Origin of the sequence: Streptomyces composti (assembly GCF_012034205.1) — a bacterium.
Lineage (GTDB): Bacteria > Actinomycetota > Actinomycetes > Streptomycetales > Streptomycetaceae > Streptomyces > Streptomyces composti.
In genome coordinates this window covers 156,026-181,467 of record NZ_JAATEM010000004.1, presented here as the reverse complement: position 1 = coordinate 181,467, position 25,442 = coordinate 156,026, and the positions used below count along the sequence as shown (strand labels likewise).

The window sequence follows — 25,442 nt, the reverse complement described above, 5'->3', positions numbered from 1 at the left end:
GCCGAACAGGTCGCGAAGGCGCCGCCCGGGCCCCGCGGCGGCCCGGTCCGTCCTCGCGGACCCGGCAGCCGCACCGGCCGCCCCGGCCGCACACGGCGGGTCGTCCGACGGACGGGGCGGACCGCCCGGCGGCGGCACACGACACTGCACACGCGACCACGCGACACAGGGGGACAAGGCGATGACGGCCGAGCTGGTGCGGGGACAGAACCACCCGCTCTCCCAGTCCCGTCTGGAGATCCGGATCTCGGCCGGCACTCCGATCGTGGCCGCGGCAGCACTCGGGGACGAGGCCGGGCGGATCAACGGGGTGGAATGGGTGGCCCATCCGGGAGCGCCCACCCAGCACGGCCTGGAGGTCTCACGGCAGGCAGCCGCCCAGCACCGCCTCGCGGTGGACCTGGACGCCATGACCGAGGCGGTGCACCGGGTCAGCGTGCTGCTCGCCCTGCCCGCCTCCGGCGGCGGCACAGGCCCCGCCCGCTTCGGCTCCGTCGCGGCCCCCTTCGTCGCCGTCACCGGCCTGGACGGCACCGAGGTCGCCAGCTACACCATCACCGGCCTGGAGGCCGAGTCGGCCGTCATCGCGCTGGAGCTCTACCGGCGCCAGGGCGCCTGGAAGGTGCGCGCCGTCGGCCAGGGATACGCCGGCGGCCTGGCCGCCCTCTTCAGCGACCAGGGCCTGGACCAGGCGCAGCAGCTCGCCGGCAGCATCCACGAGGCCGTGGCCCAGGGGCTCGCCCGCTCCGTGCAGGCACCCCCGCCACGCACCCCCGAGGGCGACCGCTCCCGTCACGCCGCCGCCCCGGCGGTCGGCCCGGACCAGGGCGCCACCGCACCCCAGGGCGCACCGGCACCGACGTACGGCGGGCAGCTGGCCGGCGTGCCCGGCCAGGGCGGCGGCCAGCCGCCCCACCCCGGTTCCGGCACACCCGAGCCGAACCCGGCGCCCACCGGCAGCCCCGTCAACTACCGCCACCCCGGCCGGCAGACCGCCGCCCCGCCGCCGCCCCCGCCCACCGCGCCCCCGGCCGAACCCGGCCGCCGCGCCCCCGGCCGAACCCGGCCGCCCGGCCCAGCCCGTCGCGGGGGACGCCACCGGCTGGTCCATGGAGGAGCGGCTCTACAACCAGGTCTGGGGCATGTTCGAGGACCTGGCCCGCACCACCGCCGCCTACCGCAGTGCGGTCGACTTCGCCGAGTCCCGCATGGACAAGGAGCTGGAGCAGGTCCTGTCCGACCCGCGCAGCCGGATCGGCGGTCAGGCCGACGCCGCGCGTGAGGCCGCCCGCGCCCGGCACGCCCAGCTCGTCGACCGGGCCCGCGAGGCGCTCGACCGGGACATCGCCCAGCTGGTCGCCGAGTCCGAGGTGGTCGAGCCGGCGCTGCCGCCGGCCTTCGCCCGCTGGGACAACCCCGTCTGGCACGCCTACAAGGTGCCGATGGAGATACCCATGGCGCTGCGCCTGGGCGATCTGCGTCTGCCGGAGGCCGAGCGGCTGCGCATCCCGATGCTGCTCCGGCTGCCGCTGGAGCGGGGCCTGTGGATCGACAGCGGGCGGGCCGAGTCCCTCGACGGCTCCTTCCACGACGCGCACGAGATGCGCCGCCTCGCCATGGACACCGCGGTGGCGCACGCGGCCCGGCTGCTCGCCGTCTACCCGGCCGGCGAGTTCACCGTGCACGTCATCGACCCGGCCGGGTCGGGCGCCCAGGCGCTGGCGCCGCTGACCCAGACCGGGGTGCTCACGTTCCCGCCCGCCCAGGGCGCGGCGGGCGTGTCGGAGACGCTCGGCCGGCTCACCCAGCGGGTCGACCTGGTACAGATGGCGCTGCGCGGCGGCGCCCCGGACGCCCTGCCGCCCGGTTTCGACATGTCCCAGCAGCTGCTGATCGTCAACGACTTCCCGCACGGCTTCGACGACCGGGCCGTCAACCAGCTGCGCTACCTCGCCGACGAGGGCCCCGCGGTCGGGGTGCACCTGATGATGGTCGCGGACCGCCAGGAGTCCGCCGGGTTCGGCCCGCTGCTCGATCCGCTGTGGCGGTCGCTGCTCCGGCTCACGCCGGTCGCCGACAACCACCTGGCCGACCCCTGGGTCGGGCACGCCTGGACGTACGAGCCCACGCTCGTGCCGGCGGGCAGCCAGGTGCTCCACCAGGTGCTCACCAAGGTCGCCGAGGCCCGCCGCGCCTGGAACCGCTGACGGCCCCGGGCGGCGGCCGGATGCAGCCGGGCTCCCCCGGCTCCGCGATCAAGGATTGGTAAAGCCAGGCTGACCTGCGCACTTGTCCCTTCTTTTACCCATCCCTTTACCAGTCCTTGGTGAAGCGGGTATGGTTCGTGGCACGGAGGGGAGTACTCCCTGTCTGTGCGGCGACCCCGTCAATACGGATCGGACCAGATCCCGGGGCGTCGGCCCGAGGTTCAGTACCGCGCTGTCATCGCGCGAATCCGGGCGGAAGAGACCTCCGGCAGCGAAGACGCCGACTATTGCCCAGTGACGAATCTGCCGGAGGCGCAGTGGATGTTTCCCCGACCCTGTGGGGCCTGACGATCGCGGGGCTCTGCCTGCTGATCGCCGTCGACTTCTTCATCGGCCGCACGCCGCATGACGTCTCCGTCAGGGAAGCCGGGATCTGGACCGTCGTCTGGATCGCCCTGGCCGCGCTCTTCGGGATCGGCCTGCTGGTCTTCGCCGGAGGCGCACCCGCCGGCGAGTTCTTCGCCGGCTTCATCACCGAGAAATCGCTGAGCGTCGACAACCTCTTCGTCTTCGTCCTGATCATGGCGAAGTTCGCGGTGCCGTCGCAGTACCAGCAGCGGGTGCTGCTGGTCGGTGTGCTCATAGCCCTGGTGCTGCGGGCCGTCTTCATCGCCGCGGGCGCGGCGATCATCGCCAGCTTCGCCTGGGTGTTCTACATCTTCGGCGCCTTCCTCATCTGGACCGCCTGGAAGCTCATCCAGGAGGCGCGGGCCGAGGAGCAGGACGAGCAGTATGAGGAGAACAAGCTGCTCCAGGCCGCCGAACGCCGCTTCGGCGTGGCCGACCGCTACCACGGCACCAAGCTGTGGATCCGCGAGAACGGCAAGCGGGTCATGACCCCGATGCTGGTCGTGATGCTCGCCATCGGCACCACCGACGTGCTGTTCGCGCTGGACTCCATCCCCGCGATCTTCGGCCTCACCCAGGATCCGTACATCGTGTTCACGGCCAACGCGTTCGCCCTGATGGGGCTCAGGCAGCTGTACTTCCTGATCGGCGGACTGCTGAAAAGGCTGGTCCACCTCTCCTACGGGCTGTCCGTCATCCTGGGCTTCATCGGAGTGAAGCTGGTGCTGCACGCGCTGCACGAGTCGGGGGTCCACGTTCCCGAGATCGGCATCCCCGTCTCGCTCGGCGTGATCTGTTCCGTCCTGATCGTCACCACCCTCACCAGCCTGCGCGCCTCGCGGAAGCAGTCGGCGGCCGAGGCGGCGGGCGGCGGTGCCGAGAGCCCCGGGAAGAAGAGTGTCGATGCCTGACCGCATGCCGCCTGAGCAGACCGCACGGACCCCGTACGACCAGGTGCGGGGCCCTTGGACCTCTGGGACGATCGCCTCATGATCGAGCGGCTCAGGCCACTCCTGGCACAGTGGACTCTTCTGGCACCGGTGCTCGCCGCAGTCCTGCTGATCCTCACCTGGGGCCGCGATCTGCCCGGCGTGGTCGTGGCACTGGCGACGCTGATCCTCGCCTGCGCCGTGCTGGCGGCGGTGCACCATGCCGAGGTCGTGGCCCTCCGGGTCGGCGAACCCTTCGGCTCACTGGTCCTCGCCGTCGCCGTCACGGTCATCGAGGTGGCGCTGATCGTCACGCTGATGGCCGACGGCGGCGGCAAGAGCGCCACCCTCGCCCGGGACACCGTGTTCGCCGCGGTGATGATCACCTGCAACGGCGTGGTCGGACTGAGCCTGCTGGTCGCCTCCCTGCGGCACGGAACCGCCATCTTCAACTCGGAGGGCACCGGCGCCGCGCTCTCCACCGTCGCCACCCTGGCCACGCTCAGCCTGGTGCTGCCCACTTTCACGACGACCAAGCCCGGCCCGGAGTTCACCTCGGTCCAGCTCACCTTCGCCGCGGTCTCCTCGCTGATTCTCTACGGCCTGTTCGTGGCGACCCAGACCGTGCGGCACCGCGACTACTTCCTGCCGATCACCAGGCAGGGCGATCCCATCACCGCCGAGGTGCACGCCGATCCCCCCTCCACCCGCACGGCCCTGATGAGCCTGGGACTGCTGACCCTGGCCCTGGTCGGCGTGGTCGGCCTCGCCAAGGGTGTCTCGCCCACCATCGAGTCCGGCGTGGACGCCGCAGGTCTGCCGCACGCCGTCGTCGGTGTGATCATCGCGCTGATGGTGCTGCTCCCGGAGACGATCGCCGCGGTGCGCGCCGCACGCCGCGACCGCGTGCAGACCAGCCTCAACCTGGCGCTCGGCTCGGCGATGGCCAGCATCGGCCTGACCATCCCCGCGGTCGCCCTCGCCTCGCTCTGGCTCTCCGGCCCCCTCGTCCTCGGCCTCGGCAACACCCACATGGTGCTGCTCGCCCTGACCGTGGTGGTGGGCGCCCTCACCATCGTCCCCGGCCGCGCCACCCCGCTCCAGGGCGGAGTCCACCTGGTCCTGCTCGCGGCCTACCTGGAACTGGCGATCAACCCGTGACGCACCGCGGCGCTGCGCCACGGGCCATCGCTCGCCCGGGGAAGGAGGGCTGCCCGCGTCATCCCGGCAGGCCGGAGGGGTCGTGCGGCCGGCGCATCGTGATAAACCGTGTGCAGCGGTGGCGTGCCGTCACCGCACCCCGCCCCGTACGGACCGGAGGAGCCTCACCGTGCCCCGCAGCCTGGCCAGCGCCCCGATCATGATCCTCAACGGACCCAATCTGAACCTCCTCGGGCAGCGGCAGCCGGAGATCTACGGGTCCGACACGCTCGCCGACGTCGAGGCGATGTGCGTCAAGGCCGCGGCGGCCCACGGCGGCACGGTGGACTTCCGGCAGTCCAACCACGAGGGGCAGCTGGTCGACTGGATCCAGGAAGCGCGGCTCGACCACTGCGGAGTGGTGATCAACCCGGGCGCCTACTCGCACACCTCGGTCGCCATCCTGGACGCGCTCAACGCCTGCGACGATCTGCCCGTGATCGAGGTGCACATCTCCAACATCCACCGGCGTGAGGAGTTCCGGCACCACTCGTACGTCTCGCTGCGCGCCGACGGCGTGATCGCGGGGTGCGGCGTCCAGGGCTATGTGTTCGCGGTGGAGCGGATCGCGAAGCTGGCCGGCGCGGGGCTGGCGGAGGCGTAGAACGCCGCGCGGCCCCGCCGCCCGAGCCGGCAGCCCGCCGCGGGCGCGCCACTGGGCGGCCGCCCCGGACCGCGCCACCGGTGCGGTGCGGTCACCGGGCCCGCACCCGGCCGGTCACCAGCCGCGGGCGCGCCACTCCGGCAGGTGGGGGCGCTCCGCGCCCAGCGTGGTGTCGTCGCCGTGCCCGGGGTAGACCCAGGTCTCGTCGGGCAGCACGTCGAAGATCTTGGTCTCCACGTCGTGCATCAGGCTGGCGAAGGCCTTGGGGTCCTTGTGGGTGTTGCCCACGCCACCAGGGAAGAGGCAGTCCCCGGTGAACACATGAGGATGTCCGTGCGGGTCGTCGTAGATCAGGGCGATCGACCCCGGAGTGTGCCCCACCAGATGGCGGGCGGTGAGTTCGACCTGGCCCACGCGGATCACATCGCCGTCGTCCACGAGCACGTCGGTGGGCACCGGGATGCCCTCGGCGTCCTCGCGGCCCGCGTAGGTGCGGGCCCCGGTGGCCTCCACCACCGCGGCGAGCGCCTGCCAGTGGTCGGGGTGCCGGTGGGTGGTGACGACGGACGCGAGACCGTCGTCTCCGATGGTGCCCAGCAGCGTGTCCGCGTCATTGGCCGCGTCGATCAGCAACTGCTCGTCGGTGGCCCGGCAACGCAGCAGATAGGCGTTGTTGTCCATGGGGCCGACCGCGATCTTGGTGATCATCAGATCCTTGAGTTCGTGCACGTCGGCGGGGCCGCCGACCGTCACCCGACCGCTGTACGTCATGGTCGTCAGCCTATAGCGGCAACCGCGCCGCCGTGCGATTGCCGCCGGCACCGCGGTGCTGGGCTGTGCCGGACTGCGCCCGTCCGGACCCGTCGGAACCGTCCGGACCCGTCGGGACCTGTCTAGAGTGGCGGCAGAGCGGGCAGGGCGCCGCCCTTCACCCGCAGCGCCGAGCCGTCCCGCCGTCCGGCGAGCCAGCCGAGCAGCTCGGTGGCCGGACCCTCCACCAGCACCGGGCCGCCCTCCGCGCCGCCCCCGGTGGTCCAGGACCGTCCGTCCTCGGCGGTGACCGTCGTCCCCGGCACGTTCTCGTGCCCGGCGAACCGCCGGGCCAGGAAGTCGATCTCCCGCTCCACGAACTCGGCGGGCAGGTCCTCGAGCTCGTAGCCGATGCCGAGGTCCACGTGGTGCAGCTCCACCTCGATCCAGCGCCGGAACGGCACCCGGGCCGCCTGGTCCGTGACCCCGTTGCGCAGCTCCACGGTCCGCGACCAGTCCTGCGGAGCGGCGGCGGCCCGCCGGAAGCGCTCCGCGCTCCCGCGCAGATCGGCGAGCTGCTCGTCGAGCGGGCGCGGGGCGCCGGCTTCGATGTCGGCCTCGCGCGCCTGACCGGAGATGTACATGGGCCGGCCCTCGAGGACGTTCACCAGGGCGTCGGCGTTCCGGGACAGATGGGCCAGGACGTGGCCGCGGGTCCAGCCGGGAAGTCGTGACGACTGGGTCACAGCCGCGTCGTCCAGGGCGCCGACGGCGGTGAGCAGCCGGTCGGTCGCGGCTTGTACAAGCTCCAGGTCATGAGCGTGATCAATCATGCTGCTGACCCTAGTCGCGCCACACCTTCGGGGGAAGGCGGTGAAGCCGCACCATAAATCGAATGCACGTGCTATATGGTCGTGGGTGGCGTCGGGCATGCTGGATGGCCGGGGTTTGTTGTCAACCGGTGAATCCGACCGGCGTTGTCAGTGGCTCCCCCTAGTCTGAGAAAGCACGGGGGCCCCGCCCCTGTCACTTCTCTCAAGAAAGGTGCGGACCGGCGTGGCCGACCGTCTCATCGTCCGTGGCGCGCGCGAGCACAACCTGAAGAATGTCTCGCTCGACCTCCCGCGCGACTCGCTCATCGTCTTCACGGGTTTGTCGGGGTCGGGCAAGTCCTCGCTGGCCTTCGACACGATCTTCGCCGAGGGGCAGCGGCGCTACGTGGAGTCGCTCTCCTCCTACGCCCGGCAGTTCCTCGGGCAGATGGACAAGCCGGACGTCGACTTCATCGAGGGCCTGTCCCCGGCGGTCTCCATCGACCAGAAGTCGACCTCGCGCAACCCGCGCTCCACGGTGGGCACCATCACCGAGGTCTACGACTATCTCCGCCTGCTCTTCGCGCGCATCGGCAAGCCGCACTGCCCCGAGTGCGGCCGGCCCATCTCGCGCCAGTCGCCGCAGGCCATCGTCGACAAGGTCCTGGAGCTTCCGGAAGGGAGCCGCTTCCAGGTGCTGTCGCCGCTGGTGCGCGAGCGCAAGGGCGAGTTCGTCGACCTGTTCGCCGACCTCCAGGCCAAGGGCTACTCCCGTGCCCGGGTGGACGGCGAGACGGTCCAGCTCGCCAACCCGCCCGCGCTGAAGAAGCAGGAGAAGCACACCATCGAGGTGGTCGTCGACCGCCTCACGGTGAAGGACTCCGCCAAGCGCCGCCTCACCGACTCCGTGGAGACCGCCCTCGGCCTGTCCGGCGGCATGGTCGTGCTCGACTTCGTCGACCTCCCCGAGGACGACCCCGAGCGCGAGCGGATGTACTCCGAGCACCTGTACTGCCCGTACGACGACCTGTCCTTCGAGGAGCTGGAGCCGCGCTCCTTCTCGTTCAACTCGCCCTTCGGCGCCTGCCCCGAGTGCACCGGCATCGGCACGCGCATGGAGGTCGACCCGGAGCTGATCGTCCCGGACCAGGAGAAGACCCTCGACGAGGGCGCCATCCACCCCTGGTCGCACGGCCACACCAAGGACTACTTCGGCCGTCTCATCGGCGCCCTCGCCGACGCGCTCGGCTTCCGCACCGACATCCCGTTCGCCGGGCTGCCGCAGCGCGCCAAGAAGGCCCTGCTGTACGGGCACAAGACCCAGATCGAGGTCCGCTACCGCAACCGCTACGGCCGCGAGCGCCGCTACACCACGGCCTTCGAGGGGGCCGTCCCCTTCGTCAAACGCCGGCACAGCGAGGCCGAGAGCGACGCCAGCCGGGAGCGCTTCGAGGGCTATATGCGCGAGGTGCCCTGCCCCGCCTGTGAGGGCACGCGCCTGAAGCCGGTCGTCCTCGCCGTCACGATCATGGGCAAGTCGATCGCCGAGGTCTCCGCCATGTCCATCAGCGACTGCGCGGATTTCCTGGGCGAGCTCAAGCTGTCCGCCCGCGACAAGAAGATCGCCGAGCGGGTGCTGAAAGAGGTCAACGAGCGGCTGCGCTTCCTGGTCGACGTCGGCCTGGACTACCTCTCGCTCAACCGAGCCGCAGGCACCCTCTCCGGCGGCGAGGCCCAGCGCATCCGCCTGGCCACGCAGATCGGCTCCGGACTCGTCGGCGTGCTCTACGTCCTCGACGAGCCGTCCATCGGCCTGCACCAGCGGGACAACCACCGGCTGATCGAGACCCTCGTCCGGCTCCGCGACATGGGCAACACCCTGATCGTCGTGGAGCACGACGAGGACACCATCAAGACCGCCGACTGGATCGTCGACATCGGACCGGGCGCCGGTGAGCACGGCGGCAAGGTGGTGCACAGCGGCTCCCTGAAGGAGCTGCTCGCCAACGCCGAGTCGCAGACCGGGCAGTACCTGTCCGGCAAGAAGTCCATTCCGCTGCCCGAGATCCGGCGCCCGGTCGACCCGACGCGGCGGCTCACGGTGCACGGCGCTCGCGAGAACAACCTCAGGGACATCGACGTCTCGTTCCCGCTGGGCGTGTTCACCGCCGTCACCGGCGTCTCGGGATCCGGCAAGTCCACGCTGGTCAACGACATCCTCTACACGCACCTGGCCCGCGAGCTGAACGGTGCCCGCTCCGTCCCCGGACGGCACACCCGGGTGGAGGGCGACGACCTCGTCGACAAGGTGGTCCACGTCGACCAGTCGCCCATCGGCCGCACCCCGCGCTCCAACCCGGCCACCTACACCGGCGTCTTCGACCACGTCCGCAGACTGTTCGCCGAGACCACCGAGGCGAAGGTCCGCGGCTACCAGCCCGGACGCTTCTCCTTCAACGTCAAGGGCGGCCGCTGCGAGAACTGCGCGGGCGACGGCACCATCAAGATCGAGATGAATTTCCTCCCGGACGTCTACGTCCCGTGCGAGGTCTGCCACGGCGCCCGCTACAACCGGGAGACCCTGGAGGTCCACTACAAGGGCAAGTCCATCGCGGACGTGCTCAACATGCCGATCGAAGAGGCCATGCACTTCTTCGAGGCGGTCCCGGCGATCTCGCGTCACCTCAAGACGCTCAACGACGTCGGCCTGGGCTATGTCCGGCTCGGCCAGTCCGCGACCACCCTGTCCGGCGGTGAGGCGCAGCGCGTCAAGCTCGCCAGCGAGCTGCAGAAGCGCTCCACCGGCCGCACGGTCTACGTGCTGGACGAGCCGACCACCGGACTGCACTTCGAGGACATCAGCAAACTGCTCAAGGTCCTGTCCGGCCTGGTCGACAAGGGCAACACGGTCATCGTCATCGAGCACAACCTCGACGTGATCAAGACGGCCGACTGGATCGTCGACATGGGCCCTGAGGGCGGCGCCGGCGGCGGCCTCGTGGTCGCCGAGGGCACGCCCGAGCAGGTCGCCGCGGTCCCGGCCAGCCACACCGGCAAGTTCCTGCGGGAGATTCTCGGCGCCGACCGGATCAGCGACGCCCAGGTGAGTGCCCCGCGCGGTGCCGCGGCGAAGAAGACGGTCGCCGCCAGGACCAGCGCGCGGAAGACCGCCACCAAGAAGGTCGACAGCACGGCCAAGGCGAGCAGGACGGCCAAGACGGCCAAGGCGACGAAGACCGCCAAGGCCGCCGCGAAGAAGAGCACGCGCGCGACCAAGGGCTGACCTGCCCGTCACCGCACCGAGCGCGCCCCGCGGATCCAGGATCCGCGGGGCGCGCTCGCACGCCCGGCCGCCTGCGGGGACGCCTCAGACGTCGCCCATCTCGTGCGCGTACGGCGGTTCCGCGCCCGCACGCGAGCAGGTGATCGCCGCCGCGCGGGCCGCGAAGCCGAGCAGCTCCCGCCAGCCGGTCTCCCCGAGAGCGGCCAGCTTCTCCGCGCTGAGTGCGTCCCGCACCGCCAGCCCGTGCAGCAGCGCCGCGTTCACCGTGTCGCCGGCGCCGATGGTGTCCACCACCGTGACCCGCTCCCCGGGCACCGCGTACACGCCCCCGTCGCGGGTGTACGCGGTCAGTCCCTCACCGCCGCGCGTGATCACCACCGCCGACGGACCGGCCGCCAGCCACTCCCGCGGATCTCCGCCCAGCCACTCGGCGTCCTCCGCGGACAGCTTCACCAGCGACACCGACGGCAGCCACCCGCGGAACCGCGCCCGGTAGGCGTCCGGGTCGGCGATCAGCCCCGGCCGGATGTTCGGGTCCAGCGCCGTGAACACACCCTGCGCCGACGCCTGGCGCATCAGCTGCTCGTACGCGGTCGCGCCCGGCTCGAGCACCAGCGAGCAGGTCCCGAACGACACCGCCCGGGTGCCGGGCAGCAGCGCGTCGGGCACCCTGAACAGCCGGTCCGCGGTGCCCTCCACATAGAAGGTGTACGCGGCCGACCCGTCCGCACCGACCGTGGCCACGGCCAGGGTGGTCGGCTCGTCGCCGCGCTGCACCGCGGAGACGTCCACCCCGGTGGTGCGCAGCCGGTCGAGCAGGGCCTGGCCGAAGGCGTCGCGGGAGATCCGGGAGCAGAAGGCGGTCCGGCTGCCCAGGCGGCCCAGGGCCACCGCGGTGTTGAAGGGCCCGCCGCCGAGCGCCGGAGTGAGCGACGCGAGCGCTCCCGTCCCCTGCGGGACCAGATCGATCAGGGCCTCACCGGCTACGACGATCACGAGGAGTTCCTTTCCCGGACGTACGAGAGGGTGCTCAAGGATAGGCAGGCACGCCCGAGGTGCCACCTGCCCGCACACCCCCTGATCAGCGCCCGGTATCGTCCCGATGTCCGACCCCCGACCCTGGAGAGACCATGCCTGGCCGACCCGCCGCGAGCCGCCGAACCGTCCTGCGAGGCGTCGCCCTCACCCCCGTGGCCGGACTCGGCCTCACCGCCTGCGCCGGCGGCGAGAGCAAGCCCGCCGTGCCGACCGGACCGGTCGAGCTGGGCGCCGAGAAGGAGGTCGCCCGGGGCGGTGCGAAGCTGTACCGGGACCACAACGTGGTGGTCAGCCGGGGCGAGGACGGCACACTCGCGGCGTACAGCACCATCTGCACCCACGCGCGGTGCGCCATCAGCAAGCTCGAGGGCACCAGGCTGATCTGCCCCTGCCACGGCAGCGAGTTCGACGCCACCAGCGGCAAGGTGCTGCGGGAACCGGCCGTGGCGCCGCTGACCAGGCTCGCCGTCGAGGTCGAGAACGGCACGATCGTCGCCGGGCCGGAAGCCTGAGCGGACCGGGGCAGTGACCCTGCCCGGATGCCACCCGCCGGCGCCCGTTTCGTGCCCGTCACTCCGTCCCCCTCGTCCCGCCACCCCGGAGCCGGCCCTCGGCGCGCCGCTTTGTCCGCCGGACGAAACGGCCGGTCACTCCCAGTCCCAGGCGATCCCCACGTACCCCGACCGCACGCGCGGCTCCACCAGGTGCACCGAGTGGTGCCGTCCGTTCAGCGCCAGCTCCTGCCGGCCCGCGCGCGGGGCGGCCGCCGAGTGCTGGGTGAACCGGTGGCAGCTCACCGGAAGCGCCCCGGCGTCGAAGCACACCTGCAGGGCGTACTGGCCGCCGTGCGCGTCGGACCGGTGCACGTACTCGTGCGAGACACCGGCCGTGCCGTCCTCGACGACGTAGCGGAAGAGGAAGGTGTCCCCGGCGCGCAGGCGGAGGCCGAAGAGCAGTTCGGCGGCGAGCACGCCGCTCTCCGGGTGCCGCCGCACCCGGCCGACCAGGCAGTTCTCCAGGGCGTGCACGGTCATCCGCTCGGGCGCACAGCCCGGGTCGCCGTGGTGGACGGCCACGAAGCGGTCCACGCCGTCGCGGTGCGCGCGCACGATGTGGTGCGACTCTCGCTCGGCCAGCTCGCGGCGCGCCCCGATGCGGACGCGCTCGTAGTGATTCAGGGTGTGCAGGCCGCTGTCCCGCGGCACGCCGAGCTCGGCCAGCAGCTCCTCGGCCGCGCCGGCGGCCTCGACGAGGTTCCGGTACGAGCGGCCCGCCGAGCGCCGGCCGGCCGGGGTGCCGCCGGAATCGTCGAGCAGCCGGATCAGGGACTCCTCGGGCAGCTGCAGTATCTCCTCCAGCGCCCGCACCGCGCGCAGCGACTCCGGACGCTGGGGGCGCCGGGCCCCCTGCTGCCAGTAGCTCAGACTGGTGACGCCCACCTTCACGCCGTGGCGCGAGAGATGGTGCTGTACGCGCTGCAACGGCAGTCCGCGTGCGGCGATCGCGGCCCGCAGGGCGACATGGAAGGGGCCGCCGCGCAGGGCGGAGTCCAGTTCCACGGAGGCGATGTCCGCGTGCGATGTGGCGTGCGGCATGCAGGGGCCTTTCTGTGAAGTCCACAAACGGCTGGTCAGACCGTGCGCGCGGGGTACCCCGGGCCCTCCCGTGGGCGCGCGGCGGATCTTCACATCCGTACGCGGCCGTTCAGGTCCCCGAGCTTCCACGCATTGAAGCGTGTTGACCTGGCCGCGACAACACCTGCGCGGGCCGCCGTGCGCACCGGGCCGCCGTGCACCCCTGCGCTTCGCCGCCGTGGACTTCTGCCCCCTGTCGGGTCAGGGCCGGGCGCTCTGCCCGTCCTCCCGGTCGCTCTGCCGCGCGAGGCGCTTGGCGCGCACGACGTCGGGGTCGCGCGGATCGAGCGAAGCCCGCAGTCCACAGGTCTGCTGCGCCGAGCCGCGGGCGGGCGTCGCGTCCTGGTACCGGCGCGCTCCGGCCCGTCGTCGTGGCTTCTCGATCCGCGTGCGTCGCATCCGATCGCCCTCCGCCTCGTCTCCGTCCGGCGCTCACCGACGGACGGACCCCCCACCTTCCCGCTCACCGCCGCTCATAACCTTCGAAGGGCTTTTCGGGCACGTCGTACGCCGTGCGGGCGGCTCGGCGGGGGCATACGCGGGGGCCCGTGACGGTGCCCGGTGAGGCGGTCCTCCACAGCCCCGGCCGGCAGGTCGCGGCACCTCGCGCCGGCTGTCCACAGGCCCGCCTGAGTGTCGGCCCCCGCCAGTAGGGTGTGATGCATGGCCGACCCCTCCAGCTACCGCCCCAAGCCGGGTGAGATCCCCGACTCGCCGGGGGTCTACCGGTTCCGTGACGAGCACGGCCGGGTGATCTACGTCGGAAAGGCGAAAAGCCTGCGGCAGCGCCTGGCGAACTACTTCCAGGACCTCGCCGGGCTGCACCCGCGCACCCGCACGATGGTGACCACGGCCGCGTCCGTGGAATGGACGGTGGTCTCCACGGAGGTCGAGGCGCTCCAGCTGGAGTACTCCTGGATCAAGGCCTACGACCCCCGCTTCAACGTCAAGTACCGCGACGACAAGAGCTATCCGTACCTCGCGGTGACGATGAACGAGGAGTTCCCGCGCGTGCAGGTGATGCGCGGTCACAAGAAGAAGGGCGTGCGGTACTTCGGCCCCTACGCGCACGCCTGGGCGATCCGCGACACGGTGGACCTGCTGCTGCGGGTGTTCCCGGTGCGCACCTGCTCCGCCGGGGTGTTCAAGAACGCCGCCCGCACCGGCCGTCCCTGCCTGCTCGGTTACATCGGCAAGTGCTCGGCGCCCTGCGTCGGCCGGATCTCCGCCGAGGAGCACCGGGAACTGGCCGAGGAGTTCTGCGACTTCATGGCCGGCCGCACGGGCACCTACATCCGGCGGCTGGAGCGCCAGATGGCCGAGGCGGCCGAGGAGATGGAGTACGAGCGGGCGGCCCGCCTGCGGGACGACATCGGGGCGCTGAAGAAGGCCATGGAGAAGAACGCGGTCGTGCTCGCCGACGCGACCGACGCCGACCTGATCGCGGTCGCCGAGGACGAGCTGGAGGCGGCCGTCCAGATCTTCCATGTGCGCGGCGGACGGGTGCGCGGCCAGCGCGGCTGGGTCACCGACAAGGTGGAGGAGATCACCACCGGCGCCCTGGTCGAGCACGCCCTGCAGCAGCTGTACGGCGAGGAGACCGGCGACGCCGTCCCCCGGGAGGTCCTGGTCCCGGCCCTGCCCGACCCGGTGGAGCCGGTCCAGGAGTGGCTCACCGGCCGGCGCGGCGCGAACGTGTCCCTGCGCGTGCCGCAGCGCGGCGACAAGAAGGCGCTGATGGAGACGGTGCAGCGCAACGCCCAGCAGGCGCTGGCGCTGCACAAGACCAAGCGCGCCTCCGACCTGACCACCCGCTCCCGCGCCCTTGAGGAGATCGCCGAGGCGCTCGGCCTGGACAGCGCCCCGCTGCGCATCGAGTGCTACGACGTCTCCCACCTCCAGGGCGACGACGTGGTGGCCTCCATGGTGGTCTTCGAGGACGGGCTGGCCCGCAAGAGCGAGTACCGCCGCTTCCAGATCAAGGGCTTCGCCGGGCAGGACGACGTCCGGTCCATGCACGAGGTGATCACCCGCCGCTTCCGGCGCTACCTCGCCGAGAAGGAGCGCACGGGGGAGTGGACCGAAGGCGGCAACGGCGCCGACGGCACCGCCCCGGACGGCCTTCCCGAGCCGCCGGTGAGCACCCTCACCGAGGACGACGGCCGCCCCAGGCGGTTCGCCTACCCGCCCCAGCTCGTGGTGGTCGACGGCGGTGCCCCGCAGGTCGCGGCCGCCCAGCGGGCCCTGGACGAGCTCGGCATCGACGACATCGCCGTGTGCGGCCTCGCCAAGCGCCTCGAGGAGGTCTGGCTGCCGGGCGAGGACGACCCGGTGGTGCTGCCCCGCACCAGCGAGGGCCTGTATCTGCTCCAGCGGGTGCGGGACGAGGCCCACCGCTTCGCCATCACCTATCAGCGCACCAAGCGCGCCAAGCGCTTCCGGGCCGGCCCGCTGGACGACGTGCCCGGACTCGGCGAGACCCGCAAGCAGGCGCTGATCAAGCACTTCGGTTCGGTGAAGCGGTTGCGGTCGGCGACGATCGACCAGATCTGCGAGGTTCCGGGCATAGGCCGCAAGACCGCCGAGACGGTCGCCGCGGCCCTTGCCAGGGCGACACCCTCCGCGCCCGCTGTGAACACGGCCACGGGCGAGATCATGGATGACGACGACAGGGAAGAACCCGGACAGGCCGCGGGTTCTCCCGGGGAACCCGTGTCCGCGGGAGCCCCGGACGAACGACGGGGGCAGGAGAGATGACCGAGCACGAGACAGGACCCGGAGCGGACCGGGTCCAGCAGCCACCCGGCGCGGGCGTCACCCGCCGGGACACAGGCCACGACAACGGAGCACAGGTGAAGACGGGCAACGACAAGGCCGGGCCGGCCGCCGAGGCGGCCATCCCCGAGCTGGTGATCATCTCCGGCATGTCCGGGGCCGGCCGCTCCACGGCCGCGAAGTGTCTGGAGGACCTCGGCTGGTTCGTCGTCGACAACCTGCCGCCCGCGCTGATCCCCACCATGGTCGAGCTCGGCGCCCGCTCCCAGGGCAATGTGGCCCGGATCGCCGTGGTCGTCGACGTCCGCGGCCGGCGCTTCTTCGACAACCTCCGCGAGTCCCTCGCCGACCTCGACGCGCGCGGCGTCACCCGGCGGATCGTCTTCCTGGAGTCCTCCGACGAGGCCCTGGTGCGCCGCTTCGAATCGGTGCGCCGCCCGCACCCCCTGCAGGGCGACGGCCGCATCGTCGACGGCATCGCCGCCGAGCGGGAGCTGCTGCGCGAGCTGCGCGGCGACGCCGACCTGGTGATCGACACCTCCAGCCTCAACGTGCACGAGCTGCGCGCCAAGATGGACGCCCAGTTCGCCGGCGAGGAGGAGCCCGAGCTGCGGGCCACCGTGATGTCCTTCGGCTTCAAGTACGGCCTGCCGGTCGATGCCGACCTGGTCGTGGACATGCGCTTCCTGCCCAACCCGCACTGGGTGCCGGAGCTGCGCCCCTACACCGGCCTCAACGAGGAGGTGGCGTCGTACGTCTTCAACCAGCCCGGCGCCAAGGAGTTCCTCGACCGCTACGCGGAGCTGCTGCGGCTGGTCGCCGCCGGCTACCGCCGTGAGGGCAAGCGCTATGTGACCATCGCGGTCGGGTGCACCGGCGGCAAGCACCGTTCGGTCGCCATGTCGGAGAAACTCGCCGCGCGGCTCGCCGCCGAGGGCGTGGAGACGGTGGTCGTCCACCGGGACATGGGACGCGAATGACACGACGTACTCCCCGGCTGAGCCGGCTGCGCAGGGCGGTCCCCGAGGGGCGCGCGGGCCGTCCGGTCGAGACCCGCGGTGCCCGTCCGCGCCGCCGCGGCGCCCAGCCCAAGGTGGTCGCCCTCGGCGGCGGCATGGGCCTGTCCGCCTCGCTCGCCGCGCTGCGCCGGATCACCGGCGACCTCACCGCCGTGGTCACCGTCGCCGACGACGGCGGCTCCAGCGGCCGCCTGCGCGACGAGCTGGGCGTGCTGCCGCCCGGCGACCTGCGCAAGGCGCTGGCCGCGCTGTGCGGCGACGACGAGTGGGGCCAGACCTGGGCCCGGGTGATCCAGCACCGTTTCCAGTCCCAGGGCGACCTGCACGACCACGCGGTGGGCAATCTGCTGATCGTGGCCCTGTGGGAGCAGCTCGGCGACCATGTGGCGGCCCTGGACCTGGTGGGCCGGCTGCTGGGCGCGCACGGGCGGGTGCTGCCCATGTCCGCGGTCCCGCTGGAGCTGCAGGCCCTGGTCAAGGGGCACGACCCGCAGCACCCGGACGAGGTGGAGACGGTGCGCGGGCAGGCCACGGTAGCCCTCACCCCCGGCGAGGTGCAGTCCGTGCACCTGGTGCCGAACGACCCGCCGGCCGTGCCCGAGGCCGTCGAGGCGGTGCTCGACGCCGACTGGGTGGTCCTCGGACCGGGCTCCTGGTTCTCCTCGGTCATCCCGCACCTCCTGGTGCCCGAGCTGCGCGACGCCCTGATCGAGACCAAGGCCCGGCGGGTACTCTCCCTGAACCTCGCCCCGCAGCCCGGAGAAACCGAGGGCTTCTCCCCGCAGCGTCATTTGGAGGTTTTGGGACGACACGCCCCTAAACTCGCCCTGGACGTGGTGCTGGCCGACGAGGCCGCTGTGCCCGACCGCGAATCGCTCACCGATGCCGCCAAGCGGTTCGGCGCCGCGGTCGAGCTGGCGCCGGTGGCCCGGCCCGACGGAAGCCCCCGGCACGACCCGGAGCTGCTGGCCGCCGCGTACGACCGTATTTTTCGGATGCATGGAAGGATCGGCCCATGGCGATGACGGCAGCGGTGAAGGACGAGATCTCCCGGCTTCCCGTCACCCGGACCTGCTGCAGGAAGGCGGAGGTCTCCGCCATTCTGCGGTTCGCCGGCGGCCTCCACCTGGTGAGCGGGCGCATCGTGATCGAGGCGGAGCTGGACACCGCCATGGCGGCCCGCCGCCTCAAGCGGGACGTTCTGGAGATCTTCGGCCACAGCTCCGAGCTGATCGTGATGGCTCCCGGCGGGCTGCGCCGCGGCTCGCGCTACGTGGTCCGCGTGGTGGCGGGCGGCGACCAGCTGGCCCGCCAGACCGGCCTGGTCGACGGCCGGGGCCGCCCGATCCGGGGTCTGCCCCCGCAGGTGGTCTCGGGAGCCACCTGTGACGCCGAGGCCGCCTGGCGCGGCGCCTTCCTGGCGCACGGTTCGCTCACCGAGCCGGGCCGTTCCTCCTCCCTGGAGGTGACTTGCCCCGGACCGGAGGCGGCGCTGGCGCTGGTCGGGGCCGCCCGCCGGCTGTCGATCGCCGCCAAGGCGCGCGAGGTGCGCGGCGTGGACCGCGTCGTCGTCCGTGACGGTGATGCGATCGGCGCGCTGCTGACGCGGCTCGGTGCGCACGAGTCGGTGCTGGCCTGGGAGGAGCGCCGGATGCGCCGCGAGGTGCGGGCCACGGCCAACCGCCTCGCCAACTTCGACGACGCCAATCTGCGGCGTTCCGCCCGCGCGGCCGTCGCCGCCGGGGCCCGGGTGCAGCGCGCCCTGGAGATCCTCGGCGACGACGTCCCCGAGCACCTCGCGGCGGCCGGCCGGCTGCGCATGGAGCACAAGCAGGCCTCCCTGGAGGAGCTGGGCGCGCTCGCCGACCCGCCGCTCACCAAGGACGCCGTCGCCGGCCGCATCCGCCGGCTGCTCGCCATGGCCGACAAGCGCGCCGCCGACCTCGGCATCCCGGGCACGGAGGCCAACCTCACCGAGGAGCTGACCGAGAACCTCGTCGGCTGACGCCGGGGGGCGCGCTCAGCGCTTTCGGCTGCCGCCGGCCGGCTCGCGCGGTGTTCCGGCCGGCGCCGGCCGTTCCTGCCCCCTGCTGCTGACGCTCCGTCAAACAGCCGGTGCCATCGCTCGATCGAGTGAACGGCGCCGGCTGTGCGTGTCGAATCGGCGCTCTTGACTCGATCTTCGAGTGTCATGAGCCTGGCAAGCGTTCGCTGCTGTGGCGGACCCACCCCAGGGGGGTTCATGAGACGAAGAGCGGGATCGATCCTCGCTGCCGGCGCGCTCCTCATCGGCGGCGCCGGCTTCGCACCGGCCGCCCAGGCACGACCGGCCGGCCCGCCGGCCGGCGACCAGGACGAGGTCCGGGTCTTCCGCGCCGCCGTCACCAGCAAGCAGGTGCCGCTGCTCCTGGCCGCGGGCCAGGACGGCCACGAACTCGGTGAGCAGGTCCCCGACCGGGGCACCGCCACCGTCGAGGTCTACCTCACCACCGGACAGGCCGAGAAGCTCGAGAAGCAGGGTGTGCGGCTCACCGAGCACCGGCTCTCGGCCCGCGCGGCCGACCGCGTGGAGAAGGCCGCCGAGGGCGTGTTCCGCCCGTACAGCGGCAAGGGCGGTCTCAAGGAGGAGATCCTCCGCACCGCACAGCGCCACCGCGACCTCACCAAGGTCGTCTCCATCGGCAAGACGGTCAGGGGCCAGGACATCCTCGCCCTGAAGCTCACCAAGCGGGCCCGCACCACCCGCGACGGCTCCAAGCCCGCCGTCCTCTACATGGCCAACCAGCACGCGCGTGAGTGGATCACCCCGGAGATGGCCCGGCGGCTGATGCACCACTACCTGGACACGTACCGCACGGACAAGCGCATCAAGAAGATCGTCGACTCCACCGAGCTGTGGTTCGTCCTGTCGGCCAACCCCGACGGCTACGACTACACCTTCGCCGACGACGCCAACCGCCTGTGGCGCAAGAACCTCCGCGACGTCAACGGCGACGGCGCCATCGGCACCGGCGACGGCGTCGACCTCAACCGCAACTTCCCCTACAAGTGGGGCTACGACGACGAGGGTTCGTCACCCAACCCCACCAGCCAGACCTACCGTGGCGCGAGCCCCGGCTCCGAGCCCGAGACCAAGGCGATCGACCGGCTGCAGAAGCGCATCGGCTTCACCTACGGCATCAACTACCACTCCGCCGCGGAACTCCTCCTCTACGGCGTCGGCTGGCAGGTCGCCACCCCCACCCCCGACGACGTCATGTACCAGGCGCTCGCCGGGACGCCGGGCAACTCCGCCGTCCCCGGCTACCTCCCGCAGCTCTCCTCCGAGCTGTACACCACCAACGGCGAGGCCGACGGGCACGCGGCGAACGTCAACGGGATGGCGATGTTCACCCCCGAGATGTCGACCTGTCAGACGGCCGCCGAGTACGACCCGGACGACGCCTGGGAGCCCGGCGACTGCCGTTCGATCTTCACCTTCCCGGACGACGAGAAGCTGATCCAGCAGGAGTTCGCCAAGAACCTCCCGTTCGCCCTCTCGGTGGCCGAGAGCGCCGCGCGCCCCGACCGGCCGGTCTCCGCGGTCGGTCTGCGGGCGGCCGACTTCACGCCGGCGGCCTTCGACACGTCCTACACGCGCGACGGCGAGCAGGAGGTCTCCGTCGTCGTCCGCAAGGCCCTGCGCGACAAGAAGCTGAAGTACCGCATCGACGGCGGCCGCACCCGGGACGCCGGTCTGAAGGCCTGGAAGGGCGGCGAACGGTACGGCGGCGAGGACAACCTGTACTTCGACGAGTACCGCGCCAGGGTGAAGGGCGCCCGCCCCGGTGACCGGGTGCAGGTGTGGTTCACCGGCGAGACCGGGGGCGGCAAGGACGTCGCCAGCGAGCGCTTCACCTTCACCGTGGCCGAACGCCCCCGCGCCGACGTCCTGGTGGTCGCCGAGGAAGGCGCGAAGGCCACCCACGCCCGGCGCTACCTCGACGCGCTCCGGGCCAGCGGCCGGAAGGCGGCTCTCTGGGACGTCGCCGAGCGGGGCGCGCCCGACGCGCTCGGCGTGCTGAGCCACTTCCGCACCGTGGTCCACTACACCGGCGCCGCCGTACCTGGCGTGCGGACCCAGCTCGAGCTGCGGGCCTTCCTCAACGAGGGCGGCCGGCTGATCGAGGCCGGCGAGCAGGCCGGCGGCTCCGTCGACCTCGGCGAGGGCACCCTGTCCGACGACTTCAGCCAGTACTACCTGGGCGCCTACACCCGCAGCTCCACCAGCGGCGTCACCTCGTTCGCCGGATCCGGGAAGCTCGGCGGCTTCGGCGGCCCGCTCGGCGACGCGCCCGGGAACCCGCTGGACAGGGCCGGCACCTACGGCGTCACCTCCGACGAGCTGCCTCCCGACCAGTACCCGCAGTTCGCCGCCCGGGGCGCGGGCGACTACCCGGGCACGATCAATCCGTACGGTCCCTACGCGGGCTCCGCCATGGCCGCCGCCGTGCACACCGACGACGGCTACAAGCGCCTGACCAGGACCGTCGATCTCACCGGTGTCTCCGCGGCCGACCGGCCCACCCTGCGCACCCAGCTCCTGTGGGACACCGAGCCCGGCTACGACAATGTCATCGTCGAGGCGCACACCGCCGGTGCCGAGGACTGGACGACCCTGCCGGAGGCGGGCGGCGCGACCAGCACCACCGTGCCGACCGAGTGCGGGGGCGGCTTCTACGTCGGGGAGCACCCCTGGCTGGAGCACTACCTGACCGTGGCGGACGGCGAGTGCACGGCGAGGGGCACCACCGGCGCCTGGAACAGCCTGACCGGCTCCTCCGGCGGCTGGCAGCAGGTGAACTTCGACCTGAGCGCCTACGCCGGGAAGACGGTCGAGGTGTCGGTCAGCTATGTCACCGACCCGGGCAGCGGCGGCCACGGCGTCCTCGCCGACGAGGCCTCCCTGGTCGTGGGCGGCGAGGTGCGCGAGACCGAGGGCTTCGAGACCTCCTTCGGGCCCTGGGAGGTCACCGGCCCGCCCCCGGGCAGCCCGCCGGTGCTGAAGGACTGGACGCGCACCGGGGAGCTGTTCCGGACCCACGCGGCCATCACCACCCGGGACACCGTGCTCCTGGGCTTCGGCCTGGAGCACCTCGCCTCGGCCGCCGACCGGGCGGCCCTGATCCGCAAGGCGCTCGCCGCGCTCGACCGGTGAGCCGGTGACCCGCTGAGCCGCGCCGGGCCGGTGGAGCCCCGCCGTGTCCGGCGCGGCGAGCGTGGACAGTGGAGCCCCGCCGTGTCCGGCGCGGCGCGCGTGGACAGATGAGCGCCCCCGACGACAGATGAACAGCGCGAGCGGCAACCCCCATATCCGGCCAATCCGGGTGCCCGGCCGTGACGAGAACCACTCGGACCTGGGCGATCCGTACCCTACTGGCGGGTAAGGATCGGCCTGCCGGGTATGGGGCAACTCGATGTCACGGCCGGGCCCCCGGAGAGGTAGGGTCGGGGGTGGTCGGGGACATCCCAAAACAGCTCGCCGGCACTGAGCCGGCGTACCAACGAGGAGATCGGTTCGTGACGATCCGCGTAGGCATCAACGGGTTTGGCCGCATCGGTCGCAACTACTTCCGCGCACTGCTGGAACAGGGCGCCGACATCGAGATCGTGGCTGTCAACGACCTGGGTGACACCGCGACCACCGCACACCTGCTGAAGTACGACACCATCCTGGGCCGCCTCAAGCAGGAGGTCTCCCACACCGCCGACACGATCACCGTCGGCGGCAAGACGATCAAGGTGCTCTCCGAGCGCAACCCCGCCGACATCCCCTGGGGCGAGCTGGGTGTCGACGTCGTCATCGAGTCGACCGGCATCTTCACCAAGAAGGAAGACGCCGAGAAGCACATCGCCGGCGGCGCCAAGAAGGTCATCATCTCCGCCCCGGCGAAGAACGAGGACATCACCCTCGTCATGGGCGTCAACCACGAGCAGTACGACCCGGCGAACCACCACGTCATCTCCAACGCCTCCTGCACCACCAACTGTGTGGCGCCGATGGCGAAGGTCCTCGACGAGAACTTCGGCATCGTCAAGGGCCTGATGACCACGGTGCACGCCTACACCAACGACCAGCGCATCCTGGACTTCCCGCACAAGGACCTGCGCCGGGCCCGGGCCGCCGCGGAGAACATCATCCCGACCACCACCGGCGCCGCCAAGGCCACCGCCCTGGTGCTGCCGCAGCTCAAGGGCAAGCTGGACGGCATCGCCATGCGCGTCCCGGTCCCGACCGGCTCGGTGACCGACCTGGTGGTCGAGCTCTCCCGCGAGGTGACCAAGGAAGAGGTCAACGCCGCCTTCCAGAAGGCCGCCGAGGGCGAGCTGAAGGGCTACCTGGAGTACACCGAGGACCCGATCGTCTCCTCCGACATCGTCAACGCCCCGGCGTCCTGCACCTTCGACTCCTCCCTGACCATGGTCCAGGAGGGGAAGAACGTGAAGGTCATCGGCTGGTACGACAACGAGTGGGGTTACTCCAACCGCCTCGTGGACCTGACGGTCTTCGTCGGCAACCAGCTCTGATCCCGTCGCGGGCAGCCTGATATGAGTTGCAGGGCTCGGCCGGCGCACTCGGCGCCGTCCGGGCCCTGACGCACGTATCGGAGCAGTCGCCCTCTTTCGATCACGAGCGATCACGAGCGAACACGAGCTCTAGCCAGGGAGCCCTTGCATGAAGACGATCGACGAACTCCTCTCCGAAGGGGTCGCGGGCAAGCGGGTCTTCGTCCGCGCCGACCTCAATGTGCCGCTGGACGGCACCACCATCACCGACGACGGCCGCATCCGCGCGGTGCTGCCCACCGTCAAAGCCCTTGCCGAGGCCGGCGCCCGTGTGGTCGTCGCCTCCCACCTGGGCCGCCCCAAGGGCGCCCCCGACCCCGCCTTCTCGCTCGCCCCCGCCGCCACCCGACTCGGTGAACTCCTCGGCACCGAGGTGGCGTTCGCGGCCGACACCGTGGGTGACTCCGCCGCCTCGACCGTCTCCGGGCTCACCGACGGCAAGGTCGCGGTCCTGGAGAACCTGCGCTTCAACGCAGGCGAGACCTCCAAGGACGACGCCGAGCGCGCCGCCTTCGCCGACCGGCTCGCCGCCCTCGCCGACGTGTACGTCGGTGACGGCTTCGGCGCCGTGCACCGCAAGCACGCCTCGGTCTTCGACCTGCCCAAGCGGCTCCCGCACTACGCCGGCTACCTCATCGCCACCGAGGTGGGCGTCCTGAAGAAGCTCACCGAGGACGTCAAGCGCCCCTACGTGGTGGCCCTCGGCGGCGCCAAGGTCTCCGACAAGCTCGCCGTCATCGACCAGCTCCTCGGCAAGGCCGACCGCCTGCTCATCGGCGGCGGCATGGCGTACACCTTCCTCAAGGCCAAGGGGTACGAGGTCGGCAGGTCGCTGCTCCAGGAGGACCAGATCCCGGCCGTCACCGAGTACCTGGAGCGCGCCGAGAAGCAGGGCGTGGAGCTGGTCCTGCCGGTCGACGCGCTGGTCGGGCCCGAGTTCCCGGACCTGAAGACCAAGGCGCCCGCCAACCCCACGGCCGTCGCCGCGGACGCCATCCCGGCCGACCAGGAGGGCCTGGACATCGGTCCGGAGACCCGCAAGCTCTACGCCTCGAAGCTCGCCGACGCGGCCACCGTCTTCTGGAACGGGCCCATGGGCGTCTTCGAGCACCCCGATTACGCCGAGGGCACCAAGGCGGTCGCCCAGGCCCTCATCGACTCCCCGGGCTTCACCGTGGTCGGCGGCGGCGACTCCGCCGCGGCGGTCCGTACCCTGGGCTTCGACGAGCAGGCATTCGGCCACATCTCGACCGGAGGCGGCGCCTCCCTCGAATACCTCGAGGGCAAGACGCTCCCCGGCCTCGCCGCACTGGAGGACTGACCCTTTATGAGCACGCGCACGCCGCTGATGGCGGGCAACTGGAAGATGAACCTCAACCACCTCGAGGCCATCGCGCACGTCCAGAAGCTCGCCTTCGCCCTGGCCGACAAGGACTACGAGGCCGTCGAGGTCGTCGTCCTGCCGCCCTTCACCGACCTGCGCTCGGTCCAGACCCTCGTCGACGGCGACAAGCTGAAGATCAAGTACGGCGCCCAGGACATCTCCGCCCACGACGGCGGCGCCTACACCGGCGAGATCTCCGGCCCCATGCTGGCCAAGCTGAAGTGCAGCTACGTCGCGGTCGGCCACAGCGAGCGCCGGCAGTACCACGGCGAGACCGACGAGCTGGTGAACGCCAAGGTCAAGGCCGCCCTCAAGCACGGCATCGCCCCGATCCTGTGCGTCGGCGAGGAGCTCCAGGTCCGCGAGGCAGGCAACCACGTCTCCCACACCCTCGCCCAGGTCGAGGGCGGCCTGAAGGACGTCCCGGCCGAGCAGGCCGAGACGGTGGTGATCGCCTACGAGCCCGTCTGGGCCATCGGCACCGGCAAGGTCTGCGGCGCCGAGGACGCCCAGGAGGTCTGCGCCGCCATCCGCGGCAAGCTCGCCGAGCTGTACGGCCAGGAGGTGGCCGACAAGGTCCGCATCCAGTACGGCGGCTCCGTCAAGGCCGGCAATGTCGCCGAGATCATGGCCCAGCCCGACATCGACGGCGCCCTGGTCGGCGGCGCCTCCCTGGACGCCGACGAGTTCGTCAAGATCGTCCGCTTCCGCGACCAGTGAGTATGCGGTAGCGGGGATCCGTCGTACCCTTGCGGGGTCCAGCAGAACCTGCTGGGCCCCGTCGTCCATCCGA

The 25,442-nt window shown here is 71.7% G+C and carries 18 protein-coding genes and 1 pseudogene; 14 read left to right on the top strand and 5 right to left on the bottom strand.

The window, feature by feature from the left end; genetic code table 11:
- Positions 1–181 precede the first annotated feature (181 nt).
- The 4 genes and pseudogenes from HCJ93_RS05225 (at position 182) to aroQ (ending at position 5,348) form a co-directional block, all read left to right on the top strand.
- Positions 182–2,207 (top strand): annotated as a pseudogene (locus HCJ93_RS05225) (TerD family protein).
- A 317-nt stretch (positions 2,208–2,524) separates the two neighbouring features.
- On the top strand, positions 2,525–3,526 hold the full coding sequence (locus HCJ93_RS05220) for a TerC family protein (protein ID WP_167991502.1): 1,002 nt from the start codon (positions 2,525–2,527) through the stop codon (positions 3,524–3,526).
- A 78-nt stretch (positions 3,527–3,604) separates the two neighbouring features.
- On the top strand, positions 3,605–4,705 hold the full coding sequence (locus tag HCJ93_RS05215; RefSeq protein WP_167991500.1) for a calcium:cation antiporter: 1,101 nt from the start codon (positions 3,605–3,607) through the stop codon (positions 4,703–4,705).
- Positions 4,706–4,874: 169 nt separating this feature from the next.
- A complete protein-coding gene (aroQ, locus tag HCJ93_RS05210; protein ID WP_167991498.1) occupies positions 4,875–5,348 on the top strand; it encodes a type II 3-dehydroquinate dehydratase in 474 nt (157 codons plus the stop codon).
- 114 nt (positions 5,349–5,462) lie between these two features.
- On the opposite strand, the gene HCJ93_RS05205 is transcribed toward aroQ, so the two are convergent.
- On the bottom strand, positions 5,463–6,119 hold the full coding sequence (locus tag HCJ93_RS05205) for an MBL fold metallo-hydrolase (protein ID WP_167991497.1): 657 nt from the start codon (positions 6,117–6,119) through the stop codon (positions 5,463–5,465).
- 122 nt (positions 6,120–6,241) lie between these two features.
- A complete protein-coding gene (locus HCJ93_RS05200) occupies positions 6,242–6,931 on the bottom strand; it encodes a maleylpyruvate isomerase family mycothiol-dependent enzyme (protein WP_167991495.1) in 690 nt (229 codons plus the stop codon).
- A 223-nt stretch (positions 6,932–7,154) separates the two neighbouring features.
- Between HCJ93_RS05200 and uvrA the strand changes: the two genes are divergently transcribed.
- Positions 7,155–10,193: an excinuclease ABC subunit UvrA gene (uvrA, locus tag HCJ93_RS05195; RefSeq protein ID WP_167991493.1), complete on the top strand. Its 3,039-nt coding sequence runs from the start codon at positions 7,155–7,157 to the stop codon at positions 10,191–10,193.
- Positions 10,194–10,277: 84 nt separating this feature from the next.
- Here uvrA and HCJ93_RS05190 read toward each other — a convergent pair whose 3' ends face one another.
- Positions 10,278–11,189 (bottom strand): carbohydrate kinase family protein, encoded by a 912-nt coding sequence (locus HCJ93_RS05190; RefSeq protein ID WP_167991492.1) that lies wholly within the window; start codon positions 11,187–11,189, stop codon positions 10,278–10,280.
- A gap of 134 nt (positions 11,190–11,323) precedes the next feature.
- On the opposite strand from HCJ93_RS05190, the gene HCJ93_RS05185 reads away from it, so the two are divergent.
- Positions 11,324–11,743, top strand: a complete 420-nt coding sequence (locus HCJ93_RS05185) for a Rieske (2Fe-2S) protein (protein ID WP_167991490.1) — start codon at positions 11,324–11,326, stop codon at positions 11,741–11,743.
- 135 nt (positions 11,744–11,878) lie between these two features.
- Here the strand turns inward: HCJ93_RS05185 and HCJ93_RS05180 are convergent, their stop codons facing one another.
- On the bottom strand, positions 11,879–12,826 hold the full coding sequence (locus HCJ93_RS05180) for a hypothetical protein (RefSeq protein ID WP_167991488.1): 948 nt from the start codon (positions 12,824–12,826) through the stop codon (positions 11,879–11,881).
- A gap of 240 nt (positions 12,827–13,066) precedes the next feature.
- Positions 13,067–13,264 carry a hypothetical protein gene (locus tag HCJ93_RS05175; protein WP_167991487.1) on the bottom strand — a complete coding sequence of 66 codons (198 nt, stop codon included), beginning with the start codon at positions 13,262–13,264 and terminating at the stop codon, positions 13,067–13,069.
- Positions 13,265–13,528: 264 nt separating this feature from the next.
- Here HCJ93_RS05175 and uvrC point away from each other — a divergent pair, with 264 nt between their 5' ends.
- From uvrC to tpiA, 8 genes are all read left to right on the top strand, one after another.
- Positions 13,529–15,622 carry an excinuclease ABC subunit UvrC gene (gene uvrC / locus HCJ93_RS05170; protein ID WP_167991485.1) on the top strand — a complete coding sequence of 698 codons (2,094 nt, stop codon included), beginning with the start codon at positions 13,529–13,531 and terminating at the stop codon, positions 15,620–15,622.
- The gene (gene rapZ, locus HCJ93_RS05165) at positions 15,619–16,620 is read left to right on the top strand and encodes an RNase adapter RapZ (RefSeq protein ID WP_167991484.1); all 1,002 of its coding nucleotides are present in this window, start codon (positions 15,619–15,621) and stop codon (positions 16,618–16,620) included. The genes uvrC and rapZ overlap by 4 nt, the downstream gene beginning before the upstream one ends.
- Positions 16,617–17,684 (top strand): gluconeogenesis factor YvcK family protein, encoded by a 1,068-nt coding sequence (locus HCJ93_RS05160; RefSeq protein ID WP_167991482.1) that lies wholly within the window; start codon positions 16,617–16,619, stop codon positions 17,682–17,684. Before rapZ ends, HCJ93_RS05160 begins: the two co-directional genes overlap by 4 nt.
- Positions 17,675–18,664: a DNA-binding protein WhiA gene (gene whiA, locus HCJ93_RS05155; RefSeq protein ID WP_167991480.1), complete on the top strand. Its 990-nt coding sequence runs from the start codon at positions 17,675–17,677 to the stop codon at positions 18,662–18,664. The genes HCJ93_RS05160 and whiA overlap by 10 nt, the downstream gene beginning before the upstream one ends.
- Before the next feature lie 237 nt (positions 18,665–18,901).
- Positions 18,902–21,856 (top strand): M14 family metallopeptidase, encoded by a 2,955-nt coding sequence (locus tag HCJ93_RS05150; RefSeq protein WP_167991479.1) that lies wholly within the window; start codon positions 18,902–18,904, stop codon positions 21,854–21,856.
- Between the two features lie 362 nt (positions 21,857–22,218).
- Positions 22,219–23,226 (top strand): type I glyceraldehyde-3-phosphate dehydrogenase, encoded by a 1,008-nt coding sequence (gap, locus tag HCJ93_RS05145; RefSeq protein WP_167991477.1) that lies wholly within the window; start codon positions 22,219–22,221, stop codon positions 23,224–23,226.
- A 148-nt stretch (positions 23,227–23,374) separates the two neighbouring features.
- Positions 23,375–24,586, top strand: a complete 1,212-nt coding sequence (locus HCJ93_RS05140; protein WP_167991469.1) for a phosphoglycerate kinase — start codon at positions 23,375–23,377, stop codon at positions 24,584–24,586.
- A 6-nt stretch (positions 24,587–24,592) separates the two neighbouring features.
- The gene (tpiA, locus tag HCJ93_RS05135) at positions 24,593–25,369 is read left to right on the top strand and encodes a triose-phosphate isomerase (protein WP_167991467.1); all 777 of its coding nucleotides are present in this window, start codon (positions 24,593–24,595) and stop codon (positions 25,367–25,369) included.
- The last annotated feature ends 73 nt before the right edge of the window (positions 25,370–25,442 follow it).

What these genes read in the sequence shown, in the direction of transcription:
- HCJ93_RS05185 (WP_167991490.1), top strand. Translation starts at nt 11,324, where the DNA reads ATGCCTGGCCGACCCGCCGCGAGCCGCCGAACCGTCCTGCGAGGCGTC.
- rapZ (WP_167991484.1), top strand. Translation starts at nt 15,619, where the DNA reads ATGACCGAGCACGAGACAGGACCCGGAGCGGACCGGGTCCAGCAGCCA.
- HCJ93_RS05180 (WP_167991488.1), bottom strand. Translation starts at nt 12,826, where the DNA reads ATGCCGCACGCCACATCGCACGCGGACATCGCCTCCGTGGAACTGGAC.
- HCJ93_RS05150 (WP_167991479.1), top strand. Translation starts at nt 18,902, where the DNA reads ATGAGACGAAGAGCGGGATCGATCCTCGCTGCCGGCGCGCTCCTCATC.
- HCJ93_RS05215 (WP_167991500.1), top strand. Translation starts at nt 3,605, where the DNA reads ATGATCGAGCGGCTCAGGCCACTCCTGGCACAGTGGACTCTTCTGGCA.
- tpiA (WP_167991467.1), top strand. Translation starts at nt 24,593, where the DNA reads ATGAGCACGCGCACGCCGCTGATGGCGGGCAACTGGAAGATGAACCTC.
- HCJ93_RS05160 (WP_167991482.1), top strand. Translation starts at nt 16,617, where the DNA reads ATGACACGACGTACTCCCCGGCTGAGCCGGCTGCGCAGGGCGGTCCCC.
- whiA (WP_167991480.1), top strand. Translation starts at nt 17,675, where the DNA reads ATGGCGATGACGGCAGCGGTGAAGGACGAGATCTCCCGGCTTCCCGTC.
- HCJ93_RS05140 (WP_167991469.1), top strand. Translation starts at nt 23,375, where the DNA reads ATGAAGACGATCGACGAACTCCTCTCCGAAGGGGTCGCGGGCAAGCGG.
- HCJ93_RS05175 (WP_167991487.1), bottom strand. Translation starts at nt 13,264, where the DNA reads ATGCGACGCACGCGGATCGAGAAGCCACGACGACGGGCCGGAGCGCGC.
- HCJ93_RS05205 (WP_167991497.1), bottom strand. Translation starts at nt 6,119, where the DNA reads ATGACGTACAGCGGTCGGGTGACGGTCGGCGGCCCCGCCGACGTGCAC.
- uvrC (WP_167991485.1), top strand. Translation starts at nt 13,529, where the DNA reads ATGGCCGACCCCTCCAGCTACCGCCCCAAGCCGGGTGAGATCCCCGAC.
- HCJ93_RS05200 (WP_167991495.1), bottom strand. Translation starts at nt 6,931, where the DNA reads ATGATTGATCACGCTCATGACCTGGAGCTTGTACAAGCCGCGACCGAC.